General features: G+C 60.6%; 10 protein-coding genes and 4 pseudogenes. 5 read left to right on the top strand and 9 right to left on the bottom strand.

Translation table 11 applies throughout. The features are described 5' to 3' along the window. Positions 1-688 precede the first annotated feature (688 nt). Positions 689-1,564, bottom strand: a complete 876-nt coding sequence (locus AB4Y77_RS21370) for a LysR substrate-binding domain-containing protein (RefSeq protein WP_442015269.1) — start codon at positions 1,562-1,564, stop codon at positions 689-691. 129 nt (positions 1,565-1,693) lie between these two features. Between AB4Y77_RS21370 and AB4Y77_RS21365 the strand changes: the two genes are divergently transcribed. The 3 genes and pseudogenes from AB4Y77_RS21365 to AB4Y77_RS21355 form a co-directional block, all read left to right on the top strand. Continuing rightward, entirely contained in the window at positions 1,694-2,896 is a 1,203-nt protein-coding gene (locus tag AB4Y77_RS21365; RefSeq protein WP_442015268.1) for a CaiB/BaiF CoA transferase family protein, read from the top strand. A 6-nt stretch (positions 2,897-2,902) separates the two neighbouring features. Then, on the top strand, positions 2,903-3,469 hold the full coding sequence (locus AB4Y77_RS21360; RefSeq protein WP_442015267.1) for a MaoC family dehydratase: 567 nt from the start codon (positions 2,903-2,905) through the stop codon (positions 3,467-3,469). Positions 3,470-3,717: 248 nt separating this feature from the next. Continuing rightward, positions 3,718-4,229: pseudogene (locus AB4Y77_RS21355) on the top strand (IS21 family transposase); the annotation flags it as partial. 1,319 nt (positions 4,230-5,548) lie between these two features. Here the strand turns inward: AB4Y77_RS21355 and AB4Y77_RS21350 are convergent. The 8 genes and pseudogenes from AB4Y77_RS21350 to AB4Y77_RS21315 all read right to left on the bottom strand — a co-directional run. Next, positions 5,549-5,869 (bottom strand): annotated as a pseudogene (locus AB4Y77_RS21350) (oxidoreductase); the annotation flags it as partial. Between the two features lie 579 nt (positions 5,870-6,448). Continuing rightward, positions 6,449-6,763, bottom strand: coding sequence for a hypothetical protein (locus AB4Y77_RS21345; RefSeq protein ID WP_442015266.1), 315 nt, complete (start codon positions 6,761-6,763; stop codon positions 6,449-6,451). 123 nt (positions 6,764-6,886) lie between these two features. After that, positions 6,887-7,327: an MFS transporter gene (locus AB4Y77_RS21340; protein WP_442015272.1), complete on the bottom strand. Its 441-nt coding sequence runs from the start codon at positions 7,325-7,327 to the stop codon at positions 6,887-6,889. A 332-nt stretch (positions 7,328-7,659) separates the two neighbouring features. Continuing rightward, entirely contained in the window at positions 7,660-7,809 is a 150-nt protein-coding gene (locus AB4Y77_RS21335; protein WP_442015265.1) for a hypothetical protein, read from the bottom strand. 84 nt (positions 7,810-7,893) lie between these two features. Further along, entirely contained in the window at positions 7,894-8,904 is a 1,011-nt protein-coding gene (locus AB4Y77_RS21330) for an asparaginase (RefSeq protein WP_442015264.1), read from the bottom strand. A 148-nt stretch (positions 8,905-9,052) separates the two neighbouring features. Then, the gene (locus AB4Y77_RS21325; protein ID WP_442015263.1) at positions 9,053-9,970 is read right to left on the bottom strand and encodes a polysaccharide deacetylase family protein; all 918 of its coding nucleotides are present in this window, start codon (positions 9,968-9,970) and stop codon (positions 9,053-9,055) included. A gap of 1,050 nt (positions 9,971-11,020) precedes the next feature. Then, positions 11,021-12,103, bottom strand: coding sequence for a CobW family GTP-binding protein (locus AB4Y77_RS21320; protein ID WP_442015262.1), 1,083 nt, complete (start codon positions 12,101-12,103; stop codon positions 11,021-11,023). A gap of 272 nt (positions 12,104-12,375) precedes the next feature. Further along, positions 12,376-12,639 (bottom strand): hypothetical protein, encoded by a 264-nt coding sequence (locus tag AB4Y77_RS21315; protein ID WP_442015261.1) that lies wholly within the window; start codon positions 12,637-12,639, stop codon positions 12,376-12,378. Between the two features lie 635 nt (positions 12,640-13,274). Between AB4Y77_RS21315 and AB4Y77_RS21310 the strand changes: the two are divergent. Continuing rightward, a pseudogene (locus AB4Y77_RS21310) lies at positions 13,275-13,631 on the top strand (GntR family transcriptional regulator); the annotation flags it as partial. A 312-nt stretch (positions 13,632-13,943) separates the two neighbouring features. Beyond that, positions 13,944-14,956 (top strand): annotated as a pseudogene (locus AB4Y77_RS21305) (IS481 family transposase). The last annotated feature ends 56 nt before the right edge of the window (positions 14,957-15,012 follow it).

Below are 15,012 nucleotides of genomic sequence, written 5' to 3'. Positions count from 1 at the left end.
ACGACACCCGATGCTGGCACCCACGTTACAAAGAGACCTGGCACCCGCGAAAGGAGCCGGCCGTGTCCCTATCAGCAGTCAACGCGTGCCTCCGAACCCGGCGACAACACCCCCCGGATCATCAAGTGACAGGGCAAGAAAGTCATACCAGGTCGGACGGTACATGTTCGACGGTCCCGTAGGGCGTCGGCATGGTCACGTTAGTCACCCTAAATACCCGGGATGTGGGGTGAAGGAGTGGCATTCCGAGCAGAAGCTTGGCTGTTGCTGCCAGCGAAAGATGCGCACTCCCGGATCCGATTCCCCGACGCCGCCGGTTCAGGAGGCTGAGGGCAGCGGCCGCTAGACCGCAGCCGGTGGCGTGATCCAGCGCCTGCACTGGCAGCGCCCCGGGGGACCACAATCCGTTGCCGTCAGCGACGCCATACGAGTACCCAATACCGGTGGCTGCTAGGACAACGCTGTCTCACCCTCTGACCCGTGACCACGGCCCTTGCCGGCCCGGGCGATGACCGCCAGATGAGGATGGCGCTCTCCGCAGGGTGGCTGTGTCCAGGCCGAAACGCGATAGCGATTGGGGTCAGTAGCCGGTGAAAATGACGCCGGCCGTCGCGACAAGACTGAGCAGACGGGATCGCGCGCTCGGATCTCGGAGATCCGCCACCGCGCTCCGCTTACCTCCCACTACTCATGGGTGATCCTCGCGGGAGCGGATGAAGGAGATAAAGCGGTCCCCCGAAGGGGGCAGACGGCGTTGCGGATCGTAGACGAGTCCCGCGAGCCGAACCGCGTCGCGATCTTCGAAGGGTATGACCTTGACCCCGGTCGGGGGTTCTCGTGCGGGGAGGATGGCAACACCGACGTTCCTTTGGACCAGGCCCCAGAGTGTTGAGAGTTCCGTCGCTTCGAGAATGATGTTGGGGACGAGGCCATGGCCGGCCAAGTAGGAGTCCGTGATTTGCCGCAGACCGAACTCTTTGCGCAAGGCCATGATGGGTAGCTCGTGGAGGTCAGAAGGTGTGATTGTAGTCCGACGCGACAGATCAGCACCGATCGAAGTTGCGAGCCCCAGTGGTTCGGAGGCCAGGGGTATCCATTCGAGCGACGGGTCGGCAGGTCGGGGGCTCATGATGCCGGCGTCAGCCTCGCCCGAACGGATGGAGGCAAGGACATCATCGGCAGCGCAGCCGCGCAACGTGAAATGCGATTGTGGCGAGGTCTTTTGGAAATCACTGAGCAGTTGCGGAACGAGCCAGGAACCGTAGGAGGTGACGAACGTCAGGGAGATACTGCCCCCGTGGGGGTTCTGCAGGGCCTTGATCCTGTCCTTGGCCGCCTGGATTTCGCTGACGGCCCGGGCGGCGTGCGGGAAGAGGATCTCCCCCGATTCGTTTAGAAGCAGTCTCTTTTTGTGCCGTGCGAAGAGTTCGGCGCCCAGTTCTTCCTCCAGCCGTTGCAGTGCCCGGGTCAGTGCGGGCTGCGACATATGGAGTTCCGCAGAAGTCTGGGTGACGTTCCCCGTCTCGGCGACCCGCATGAACCACACAAGTTCGCTGATGCGCATTTTTCCTGCCCTTCCACACATCCTCTGGCCACGGATCCCCCAACCGTTTCCTTCAATCATAACCAGCGGGCATGATTTCATTCGAGAAAGTCATTTCACAACATGTAATTTGATGCGCAAACTGAATACATGGACCTAAGTGACCCTACACATGCAGAAATCTCATACAGGCCGCTGGCCGGGATTACGGTTGTATCTCTCGAACAGGCGGTTGCCGCTCCCTTTGCCACGCGGCAGTTGGCCGATCTTGGTGCCCGAGTCATCAAAGTTGAACGACCCGGTTCTGGTGACCTAGCCCGCGGTTATGACCGCACAGTCAGGGGGATGGCGAGCCATTTCGTCTGGCTGAACCGGGGCAAAGAGTCAATCACCCTTGATGCGAAATCGGACGAGGACAATCGCATCTTGGCGGAACTGATCGACCAGGCCGACGTTGTCGTGCAGAACCTGGCGCCGGGTGCTTTCGAGCGGCTGGGTTTTGGCTCCGCGAAGCTCCGGGCATCGCGTCCGGAGCTGATCACCTGTGATATCTCCGGATACGGCGCCGGTGGGCCGTATGGTGAGAAGAAGGCTTATGACCTGCTGGTCCAATGCGAAGCAGGACTAGTCAGCATTACAGGAACTCCGGATAACCCCTCAAAGGTCGGCTTGTCGATCGCCGATATCTGTACGGGCATGTACGCGTACTCCGGGATCCTGACCGCTCTGTTCGAGCGCAAGACAACAGGGATCGGTGTCTCGCTGGAGGTCTCCATGTTGGAGTCGCTCGGTGAGTGGATGGGGTACCCGTACTACTACACCGTCTACGGGGGCGAGCAGCCGGCCCGGACAGGGGCCAGCCATGCAACGATCGCGCCGTACGGACCGTTTACAGCTGCCGACGGCGTCACGCTCAACCTCGGTCTGCAGAACGACCGGGAATGGAAGTCCTTTTGTGAGGAGTTCCTGCGTCATCCGGAGCTCACAGACGATCCGCGCTTTGCAGCCAACGCCGACCGTGTCGCCCACCGGGAAGAATTGGATTCCATTGTCAGCGCAGTCTTCGCCGATATGTCCTCAAGCCAGGCCGCAGATCGCTTGGAAACGGCAAAGATTGCCTGGGCAACGCAGCGTAACGTGCTCGACTTTGCCTCCCATCCGCAGCTCCTCGCCCGCGACCGGGTGCGTTCGATTCAGACCCCTGTCGGGCCCGTGGATGCCCTTCGCCCGCCCGTGACTGTGGCAGGCAGAGAGCAGCCAATGGGAGATGTGCCCGGTCTCGGACAGCATACGGCTGAGATTCTCAACTGGCTCCAAAGCCGCAAACCCCAACTCACCGCAGACCGAAAGTAGGCAACAATGACAACTGCAGAAAACGCCACACGCTCCGTACCGGGCTGGGATGGCCGCTATTTCGAAGACTTCACCGTGGGAGACCTCTATCGCCACCCTCTGGGCCGGACAGTCCTCCCGGTCGACAACAGCTGGATGACCCTGCTCACCCAGAACACGGCCCCCATCCACTTCGACGCCCATTATGCGTCCCAGACCCAATGGGGCAAACCATTGGTCGACTCCACATTTACGCTGGCACTGGTCACGGGCCAGAGCGTCACCGACATCAGCCAGCACGTCATGGCAAACCTGGGTTGGGACCGCGTCCGTCTCCCCAACCCCGTCTTCGAAGGCGACACAATCTACTCACAGTCGGAAGTCCTTTCCAGCAAGGACTCCGCATCCCGGCCCGACATCGGCATCGTCACCGTACGCACCATCGGGTACAACCAGGAAGGCGTCATCGTGATCACTTTCGAGCGGACCATCATGGTCTACCGCCGCGGACTTGGTCCGGAAACCGCCTCGGTCCAGCCTGTCTGGGACGACCGGGCACGGAAGGCTGCCGGCATCTCCCGCTCCGCGAACTGATCAGGGAAACCCCGCGGCGGAAAAATGGCAGCCGCCGCGGGCAACGTTACGCGTCCGTGATGGTCGAATACTGAGTCAAAGGGCGCAACACTAGAGGATCAAGCCAAGTGAATATTTCAGTCTGAACTGAGCCACTAGGACTGCCCGAAAGGTACCCACCTGAGCGACATCCGGACCTAATTACGGCTTGAATTGTGCCGCCTGTAAACATTGATCTCATCAACATCGGGGTCACTTTCAGGAGGGCTGTGGGGTCAAGAGCGGAGTTGTTCGCCAGTATCCGCAGGGACGCCAGAGTCGAAGGAACCTCAATCCGGGAACTCGCGCGCAAGCTCCACGTAGCGATAAAGAACGTCGGGAAGGCTTTGAAGTCCCCACTGCCGCCGGATCGAAAGACTCCGGAGCGGTCTTCGCACCGTCTCGATCCATCCAAAGCAGCGCTCGACGCAATGCTCACCGAGACACGGTTGCGCCGCGATAGCATTGCGATACCGCCCGCAGGATAGTGGCCCTACTGATCGAGGAACGTGGCGCGGAGGAGCTGTCGTATTCGACGGTGCTTGTCTACGTGCGGGTCCGCCCGGCCCAAATCGACGTTGAGGCCGACCGTCGTGCGGAGGCGTTCGTGCGGCAGGAAACACGCCCCGGCGGCTGAGGCGGAATGGACTTCGGTGAAGTCTGGGTTGTGCTGAACGGCGTGATAACGAAGTGCCACAAGTTCTTCCTCCGGCTCTCCCAATCGGGCAAGGCCATCCACCGGAGCGTTGACCGCACTACCGGCGTGTCTTCCGCGTAGCCGGGAACGCTTTGTCTCAAGTGGGAGATTAAGGACGGAGAGGTAACGGAACACGAGCAGGGACCCAATAAGCAGCTGAGCGGGCTCGTCGTTGCGAGGAGCGGCAGCGTGAAATCGTACGACGACCCGGCTTTGCCTTGGGTTGTTTTCGACGGGTCCGGGGGCCGTGCTCGATCCGGTCAGCGAATACCTCCGAGAGCTATTGGCCTGCGGAATCAGTCCGGCGTCCTGCCGTTCATACGGTTATGCCCTACTGCAGTGACGCCGGTTCCTGGCAGCGGTAAATGTTCCTGGGAATCGCGCTCAACGCTCAGACGTACGGGAATTCGTGCTGTGGTTGCGCACGGTCCAAAACCCACTCGAGACTGCCGTCGCCCGGGCGCACCCGCGGCGGGTCGGTCATCCGGCGAACGGGCACACCCTATCTGGCCGCCGGGTATACGCCGGCAACGATCAACCACGCACCGGCGGTAATCTCGGTGTTCTATGACTATCACCTGCAGACCGGGCAGGGGCCGGCGGTCCCACCGGTGCCGCCGCAATCACGGACCGGACGCCTGCCCAACGCCCACCACAATCCGCTGGAACCGTCCGGCTGCATGGGCGCGGCAACTATCGACATAAGCAAGCCGAACGACCACTGCGCGCGGTCCCGGATGACGTCGTCCAGGACCTGTTCGACGGGCTGGGCTGTAACCGGGACCGGGCCTGTTCAGCATGTTCCTGTCCAGCGGCGCACTGGCCGAGGAGATGCTGGGCCTCACGGTAGCCGACACCCCATCCGGGCGAGTGGCGGATCTATGTGCGGACCATAGGTCTGGGCGGGCGAAAGAAGCTTGCCCGGCCGCGCTGGAGGCATTCGCATGGCTGGGGCTCTATCTTGCTGAGCTCGCCGACGAGTGCCACCGGCCCGAACTGGACGAGCCGCTGTGGTGGACTTGACGGCGGCTCGGTGCCAACGCACTCCGCATAGAAGCGAGGACCTCATTGCTTTCGGCAGCGGGGTTCGCCGTTACGGCGCTCCGGGAGAAGACCGATGCTAGTCCAGGGATGGGGGGAGGCCGTACCTCGAAGTGGCTGAGCGATGGCTCTGAGGGATGTCGGCTTCCATGGCCCTATTTTTTGGGTGCATGTTGTTCGGTCGGTTGCTGAGAAGGTTCTTCCCGGAAGAGTTCCCAATCCTTGATGTAAGCGATGGGCGCGAGCAAGCCGGGGTGCATTTCTGTGACCACTGGGCGGTCGCCCCGTACGCGTGAAGCCAGTCCGGGTTGACGAGGGCGGCCTTACCGGGGCGACGAGATCGGCTCTTCCGTCCCGGACCATCGCGGCGCCTGCATCCGGATGTTCGAGGTCGCCGTTGGCGATAATCGCCAATCCTGAATATTGCTTGGCCAGCGGTGTGCCGTGTCGCTGACTTTGGTTTGGGAAATCCTGATTCCTGCCGCCATATCGGGTCCGATGGCCTCCACGATGTCGCGGCAGATTTCGCTCGCCAGCCCAACCTGGACTTCATATGAGCCGCCGCAGTGGTCGGAGCGGGCGTTGAGGTAGCTGGTGAGGAATTGATCAATGAGGTAGCCGTTGGCTCCCTGGATTTCGATGCCGTCGAAGCCTGCTGCCTAGGCGTGTATGCCGCCTGGATAAAACTCTGGCGGACGGAGCGATGGTGGTATCCACGACGGTTTTGCCTTGGCTTTGGGCCCCGGCATGCATCAGCTAGGCAAAGATGCGGGCGCCTGACCTGTGTGCGGCATGCGCGACGTCCTTCCACGCGTCGGATTGCTTTGGGTGGCATTCCAGGCTGGTAGAGGTAGCCCTGGCTGTGTTGGGTTCCGATGTATAAGCCCTCGGTAATGATCAGGCCGATGCCGCGGGCGAACTTTTCGTAGTACGAGGCCACACGGTCGGTCGCGTAGTCTTCGGCTGTGGCGCTGAACCTGGTCATGCGCCAGCGCCACTCGGTTGGGGAGTTCCGTGCTGCCGATCCGGACTCGTGATGCATGCGTGGAGTGGGTAGTTGCCGATTGGTTGGGCATGGGACTTTCTTTAGATATTGGACAAAGCTCGGACTGCGTCCGCATCCAGCGCGGGCATCTCCCTCCTTGGACCCTGGCCCGGGAGGGATGGAAGGGGCCACCGCCACCGCTGAGGCTGCTTGGCGCCGTTGCTCGGCCGCGGGTTTCTTAGTCTGTGGGTGCCTTGCGCGGGTCCACGTTTCGGGCGGCCAGGATGAGGATGCCGGAGGCGATGATCGGAATGACGCCCCACCAGAAGGTGGCGCCTGTCCAGGACATGCCAGCTGACAGGGATGCACGGATCAGTACACAGCCGATGATCGCTCCGATCTGGCCGGCTGCATTGATGATTGAGCCACCGGTGGCTCGGGTGTTGACCGGGAAGCTTTCGCTGTTGACGAACAGCAGCGATGCGTAGGGGCCGATCAGGAAGAACAGCCCGGCACTGTAGAAGGTGATGATGAGGGGAAGTTTCCGGGGCAAGCAGCATGCCGCTGAAGGAGACTCCGCAGAGGAACCATCCGATGGCGATGGCGTTGCGCCGTCCGATACGGTCGCCCAGCCATCCAAAAGCAAGGTATCCGAGGAAAGCGGTGAGATTCGAGATCATAAGGATGCCCCGGGGCGTTGTCGAATGCGGTCCCCTTGCCGCTCTCGGCGGTGAGTACGGAAGTGCTTAGAACGGCAAGGTGAGGACACCCAGCCAGCTGAGCATGTACGAGAGTCCGATGACCACGGTTGAGCGGAGCGATTCTCCCTTGAACGCTGCTGCGAGCGGGGCTGCAGTCTCAGTGTGGTCAACGCCAACGGTGGCGGCCAGGGCATGGGCTTCTTCTGCCTTGCCTCACGCAGCAGGCATGCTGCCCTGTGACGGGCCATGAACTGGGGGCTTTCCTTCAGGTACCGGCCGGCAATGAGGATGAAGATCGCCGGGAACACTGCGACCACAAAGGTCCATGCCCACCCGCCAATCGGAAGGACGATAGCAATGTAAGCGGCGGCGAGGACAGAGCCGACGGGCCATCCGGACTGTACGAGGGAATAGATGAAGCCCTGCGACGGGCCTTAGCCGGGTCCGAGTACACCGGGGCGAACATCTCGCCCAGGTACGTGGCGTTGATGGCCTGTTCCGCGTAGCCCGGACCGGCTAGGGAGCGGACGAGGATTAGTAGGACGAAACCCAGACCAGCGGCGATACCAAGAACCCACCCGACCGCCACGGTAAGCAGAGATGAGATCGCTGCTCCCACCACGGCAATAATAATGCCTTTACGCTGGCCATTGTTGTCCACGATTGGGCCGACCCCGAACGCCACGAGGGCCGTGTCCGCCGTGACCCAGGTGTTGAGTCCTGTAGCTGTGCTTGAATCCCAGCCGAATTAGGCGGCAAGCACGGGCAGAAGATTACCGAACAGGACGACGTCATAGACCGCGAAAGTCCAGGCGAAAAAGCAGATCCAGGTGGCGATCTTGACGTCACTGGGAGTTACCGTGGGTGCTTCATGCGTCAAGGAGTGTGAAACGCTCATTTCTTCGATTCCCTGTGTTGGTGGGCTATTCGGACTCGGTCCGCGGCGAATAGGACAGCGCCTGCACGGTTTCCGGGCCTCTAACTAGGACATGAAGCTCTTAAGCCGTTCCTTGATATCGGCGTGGGAAGCTCCACTCGCAAGAAGCAAGATCAGAAGCAAACGCGACTTCAGGCCGTCCAAGATTCCGGAACTCAGCAGTCCTTGGGCGAGAAGGTCGATTTCTGATCCCGGAAATCCATAGGTTGATTCGTAAAGTTCCCCTGCACCGGCGCGGGAGGAGAACAGCACCGGGAACGCTGCTGCGGCTTTGGTCAAGGACGGCATCAGCTGCCGTGGTACATGCCCGCCTCCAAAAGTTTCGACGACCAAGCCATCGAAACCGCCTTGGAGAACCAGCTGTACCAACGTTTCATCCTCGTCGAAGCCGAGCTTAAGTAGAGCCACCCGGGGCAAACCCGAAGACTGAATCTGTTCACGCGGCACCGGTTGTGTCCTCGTGGCCGGCCGGAGGGGGATCCGAACTCGCCCTTCTGTAATCCAGCCAATAGGGCCTGCATTGGGGGAACTGAATGCGCCGGTGCTGGCGCTGTGCATTTTCCGCACAAACCTGGGTAGGTGAATTTCATCGTTGAAAACGACCAAAGGACCCAGTCCTCTGGTTTGATGATTAGTGGCGACTTGCACGGCTCCCAGAAGGTTTGCTGGTCCGTCTGCTCCCGCGAGTCCGGGATTTCGCATAGCCCCAGTGAGCACAACAGGAAGATCCGTTGTCAGCACGAGATCCAGAAGGAACGACGTTTCTTCCAGCGTGTCAGTCCCCTGGGTAATGACGACGCCATCGATGTCCWGTGATTCAGCCATGGCTTCGACGACGACGGCGAGCTCCAGAATATCTACGATCGACAAGTCTCCTGAAGGGTACTGACGAAAGCCGCAATAACTAAGATTTGCCAGCTTCCGCGTCTGGGGCACAGCGGCGAACAAACTCTCGGCCGTCATCGTCGGGACGGCGTCGTTCCCGTTGGCGTCAGGGACCGATGCAATGGTTCCGCCCAACGTGATCACGGCGATACGGGGAAGTTGATTCGACACTTTGGAAAGTCCTTAGATTGCTCAAATAGAAGAGGAACGTGGCCAGAAACCATAGGGCGTCGCCGACCACGTTCCGGTCCGACAGCTATTCGGTTGTTGGGTCTATGGGTCCGAGGTCCCAGACCCTGGGTTGAGACCTTCCACGGTGTTAGGGAAGGTCGCGGTCGAAGGGATAGAGGCTGTTCGATTCGAAGGGGAAACGTTCCCTGAAATCGGACGCGACTGCTTCGAAAGTTTCGAATGAGACGCCGTCATGGCTGGAGATGTAAGTGAGGAGGCGTTCGAGCATGAGGAGGACCTGGGGACGGCCGGACACATCCGGGTGAATCGTGATCGGGAAAATCGCGTAGTCGTCATGTTCGCGGTACACCCAGTCGAACTGGTCCTGCCACATCTGCTCGATGTCCCGGGGATTCACGAAGCCGTGGCTGTTCGGGCTCGCCTTGATGAACATCATCGGGGGGAGGTCATCGATGTACCAGTTGAAGTTGATCTCCACGAGATCGATTTCTTGTCCACGGACCAGCGGCTTCATCCAATGCTCAGCCGGCTTGGACAGGTCGATGTTGGTCCAGGTGTCCCCGGTGCGTGCGTAGAACGGCTGAAAGTCGTGGAACGCCTGGCTGTGGTCGTATTTGAACCCGTTCTTAAGAAGGAGATCGGTAGTCACGGACGACAATTCGCACCAGGGGGCGATGTAGCCTCGCGGCCGCTGTCCCGAGAACTTCTCGATCAGCTCGATGGACTTGTTGAGGACGTCTTCTTCCTGTTCGGGGGTCATGGCAATGGGGTTCTCGTGCGTGTAGCCGTGTGCACCGAGTTCGTGACCTGCCTCGACGATCTGTTCGATCCGATGCGGGAACGTCTCAATTGAGTGACCGGGGGAGAAAAACGTCGTCTGGATGCCGAATCTCTTGAAGAGCTTCAGCAGCCGCGGAAGACCTACCTCGCCCGCGAACATCCCCCTTTGGATATCCGCAGGGGAGTCAGCTCCTCCGTACGAGCCGATCCAGCCTGCTACTGCGTCGATGTCGACGCCGATGCAGACCTTAATGTCCTTTGCCATTGGTTTCTCCTTTTATTAGTGATTTTCGAAAGAGACTACTTGTAGGCCTTGAGGGCCTATTCCGAGTGGCCGGGTCGACCGGCTGAGCAACTGTCAGTCCGTCGAAGGCCCTCTCGCTCCCTGATGATCAGGGTGGTAGCAAGGCGAGCTCACCGCGCATTCGTTTGCATTGAGCATATGTGTGATGTCACTCACTGGTCAAGTCAACGTCTTTTGAAGCGCAGCTCCTATTTCTAGGCATTATCGAGCTAGAAATAATACTGTAGCCTCATCCGCATAGGCGCCGATCCCTCCATTTGCGAAATCCTTTGCATAGGTGATGCGCAGGCATCGCTAGCAGCAGATGGGGGGGGCGGCTCGCCGCCTCGCACCTCTCATGACTGGGGGCGTGAAAACGTTTGGAATAGTTGCGGGGTCGGGCCATGCCAGCACATGCGCGGAGCAGGCGCAGGACTTCGTTCCGCAAATTCCGGGCCGCTGGCGTAGGCCTTCAAGGTGCCATGATCATCAACCGCGGGGCGGAAGCTTCGGGCGGGTATGCAGCAGCTTCAGCTCTGCTGTCCCGCAACCCCTGGGCGACGGCGATTTTCGCAATTAGCGATTTTGCGGCGGTCGGGGCTATGGGGGGCAATTCGTGAGTTCGGCAAGGCCCCTGGTCGCTATATCGCGGTTGTGGCCCACAACGGTGTGCCCATGTCTTCGTTCCTTCCGTTTCCCCTGACCGCATTAGGCTCGTCGATGTTCCGGATGAGCGGAAATGCTCCTCGACCTGATGGCTGGCCGTGAAGTGGAGCCCAGACTACTTGCGCCTCATCTCGTTGCAAGGGCGTCGACCGCGCCCTAAAGCACAGACGAGGATTCGACGCGTAGGGAGTCGGTCGCTTCCCGCTATAGAAGCACGTTTGATGCCTGGTGGCCGAGCGGCGTGATCAGATCCGGCCAAGTTGCGCCCAAGGATGATAGAATCCGCCCCCGCATGAGCGAAGCCCTGAGGGCACCCACCCGGCCTCGTGGCAGGCCAAATTGGATTCGGGCCTCAAGAACCGCGCTTCATCTCCCGGTCGGGTAGCTCTGCACTTGCCGAACTGGGCCGGAAAAGAGTAGCTCGTTGGGTTCCGCCGTCAGCGGGGCCCGGTCCGTGGACGCGCTGGGAACAAAGGATTCCAGAGACCGGGCCAGCAAATTCCGGTCAATGCCCTGGATAATGAAGACCATTGACGTCAGTTCTGAATCCGCGGGCCGCTCGGATGGAGGTACGGGCCGCGGCTGGGCTATTACGCCTCCCACGGACTGGAGGACGATTGGCCCGTTGGGGGTGTGGATGGTCCCCTTACTCCTGAGAATATGCTGCGGATGGGTACGGGTCACTGCATCGAGCCAGAGGGCATACTCGGCCCAACAAACCTCTGGGGATAACTGAACCGTCCAGGCCTCGGGGCTGAAGCTCTCCTGATCCCAATGCGGGGCTGTCTCTACCGCACCGGCCATCTGAGCCATTGCAACCTGGCTAGGCGTGAGGGCAGATTCGCGGCCGTCACGGGAGACCCTTAGCTCGGCGGCTGGGTTGAGCTGCCGGACGAGGACCGACAGTGGGCCCACGGCATCACTTTGGGCCAGATCCAACTTGGACAATACGACGCGGTCCGCGCACCCCACCTGGGCGCGGGCCAGTTCTTGATGGCGCAATTGGCTGGTGCCATTAATACCGTCCACGATGACCACCAGTTCCTTAAAGAGCAAATTCGCCTGAAGCACCGGGTGCTCAGTGATGACTTCGACAATGGAACGGGGGTCCGCCACCCCCGACGTCTCGATATAGACGTGACTTATAGCTGCGCCACCTTCCTGCCCGGTTCTGTGCGTTGTCCCAACAATCGAAATGAGACAGGCGATCAGCTCATCTTTCTTATCGCAACACACGCAGCCCCCGGCGACCAGTCTGGTGCCTACAGCCTTTGCCTGACTGGACGCCGAGTCCAGAAGCCAGTCGTCGACGCCAACTGAGGCATAGTCATTCACGACTACGGCCAGCGATTCTGCAGCCTGCGTTGCCGCTGCGTCCTCGAGAATCCTTGACAGCCACGTCGTTTTGCCTGCGCCGAGGAAGCCGCCGACGACCGTGACGTCAATCATTTGCTGCACTCGGGTCCGAGCAGGCGGTGAAACGCGGAGCCAGCGGGTCTAGAGGTGCGCCGTTTAACTTCCCAGCAATAGTCCAGACGTCCGACAAGGAGTGTATTTGCTCGGTGACCCCGGCTGAATTCCGTATCGACAGACCTGAGGCTCCGGGGTAGAACGTGACGTTCAACCCAGACCCAGTCAGGATGGCATTGGCTGCCCGGGCCAGCTGGCTTCTGGATAGTATCCGGCCGCCGGGGGAGTCCGAAATACCGGCGCTGTACCAGTCAATGTCGGAGGGCGGGGTTCCGCAACCTGAACACATGCTGCTTTGTCCTTTCGTTGGCATCCACCTCTAGCGTTCCCGATTTGGGCGGATGGCGGACGGCCTGCCGAGTATTTCCTGCGGGATCGGCCAGCAGACCTGTTTCAGTAAGACCGGGGCAGGCCCAGGCTTTGGTGGGCACGAAGCTTTTGATCACGTTGTTGACCGGGGCTATCTGGAATATGCGGGTTTCGCGGAATTTCCTTTCGACGTCGTATTCGTCCACCAAGTTGTAGGCTCCGGGGGTGTCTAGGCCGGCGTTTGGCTGCGGCCTAGCTGGCTTCGGAAACGAGGTGCTTGGCCATGTTAAACTCGGCGCCGCAGGGCGCCCATGGTGCACATCTGTGCTTGGAATGCGGCTTGAGTGGCCGTCGGGCTTGTTGAAATCCTCCACAATGACGCTGGCCTCGGTCAGGCCCAAGCCGCCATAACTCGGCCGGGATCAGGGTCGAAAGCAGACCCGCCTTAGTCAGCGTCTACATAAATTCCTGCGGGTAGCGGCGGCTGCGGTCCGGTTCGCGCCAGCACTCGTTCGGGAAGTTGGCGCACGGGATGCGGGTCTGCTCGCACACGTGCTCCGGTTCGGAATTCAGATAGGCATCGTTGCTCCTTGAAATCGGTTCCGGGTGACCCTGTGCTCCCGCTGAAATTCGACGTTACGCCAATATATTTGAAGTTGGCAAGAGTGACATCCGGAATCAGGACCCCGGACGAAACCTGGAAAATAGGCCGGAACAATGGCCAAACTAGCTAATTTCGCTAATATATTTCGTAGAAGGGAACCTCGTCAGGAGCAAAACCATCGGCGAGAACCTTGGCATCTCCACCACTCCGGCACGGGAGGCCCTCCATGCCCTACGTGTGGAAGGGTTTCTGGAACTGGTACCGAGGCGCGGATTCATTGTGGCGCCTCTGACCGGCCAGGACATCCGTGACCTCTTCCAGGCCCTCATCGACGGGGAACTCGCCGCCCGGGCCGCGGCCAAAGCCGGGGATGTATCCGAGCTCGAGGCTCTTCACCACGAGCTGTTCGCTGCCCGCAACGACCGCGCGAAGCAGGAGGATAGTAACCACGCCTTCCGCCGCGAAATCAACCTCATGGCCGGCTCCCGCAAGTTCGTGTGGCTCCTCGGACTGGTCACGCGGTACGTTCCTCGGCAGTTCTATTCTGCAATCCAGGGCTGGCCCCAAGCCACCATGAACGATCACTCCGTACTAATCGAAGCAAACCAGGCGCATGACCCCGAGACAAGCCGGACAGAGATGCAACAGCATATCGTTCTCTCCGGCGAGCTCCTTGCTTCATATTTTGACGCCCGCATCGCCGCCGCTGGGAGCGTCCCTGAGGATACAGCAGCCGGATCAAGAGACGCGACGCGACCCAGATCGTTCCCAGCGCATGGGTTGGAGGGCACGCTAGGTGTAGTGTCCCTGCAGGTCGGTGACACGGGATTGATGTGGCGCAATAAGAGGACCCACGGGTGTTGTGTGGTGCTTGTCGAGAGCAAACACTCAATCCAGGGGGTCCTCGTGTCCCACTCTAACGCGAACCTTACCCCTGCCGGTCGTCTGAAACTCGCCCGGTGTGTGGTGGATGGTCACTTGCCGTTGCGCCGCGCGGCTGAATGCTTCAATGTTTCCGTGCCGACCGCGGCCCGCTGGGCGAAACGCTACGTCGAGCTCGGGGAAGCCGGCATGCTGGATCGTCCCAGCCGACCGCTGAGCTGCCCGCACCGCAGTTCAGTGCGGACAGAACATCGCGTCGTGGGCCTTCGGACATCCAAGCGTTGGGGGCCGGCCAGGATCGCCTACCACCTGGGTTTGAACATCTCCACGGTTCATCGGATCCTGTGCCCCTACCACTGCGCGCCGCTGCGCGCCGCTGCGCTACACGGACCGTTGCGCCGCGCGGCTGAAATCCGTCAGGAACGAGCCCCTCGCTATGAGTACGCGCGGCCAGGGGAGATGATCCACGTCGATGTGAAGAAGCTCGGCAGGATCCCCGACGACGGGGGCCACTGGGGCCTGGGACGTGTAGCGGGAGAGGCTCACGCTCGCGCCCGAAACCTTGCCGAGGGCGCCCGTAGAACAGGGGCCTGCTCCGTGGTTTCACGTTCATCCACCATGCCGTCGATGACCACTCCCGCTACGTCTACTCAGAGATCCGCGCCGATGACACCAAGGAAACCGCCGCCAGTTTCATGCGTAACGCGATCGCCGCGTTCGCAGCCCACGGGGTGAAGATACAGCGCGTGCTGACCGATAACGGCTCCTGCTACCGGTCTCGACTCTTTGCTCAGACCCTGACGGAGGCAGGTATCCGACACAAACGCACCAGACCCTACCGACCCCAGACAAACGGCAAAGTAGAACGCTTCAACCGCATCCTTCTAGAAGAATGGGCCTACGCCCAGACCTACACCTCAGAGGCCGCACGCCAAGCCTGCTACCCGGACTTCATCGAGCACTACAATCACATGAGGCCACACACCGCACTCAAAGGCGCCTCACCTGCCAGCCGCGTCACCAACCAACCGGGTTAGTACAGCTAGGCGGCGGAGGCCGATCGGCTAAGCACTGTGATGCCGTGTGCAACCGT

The sequence above is a fragment of the Paenarthrobacter sp. YAF11_1 genome (assembly GCF_052113445.1).
In the GTDB taxonomy this organism is placed as follows: Bacteria; Actinomycetota; Actinomycetes; order Actinomycetales; family Micrococcaceae; genus Arthrobacter.
Note: the sequence above shows the minus strand (reverse complement) of the source record. Positions and strands in the feature narration are given on the sequence as shown.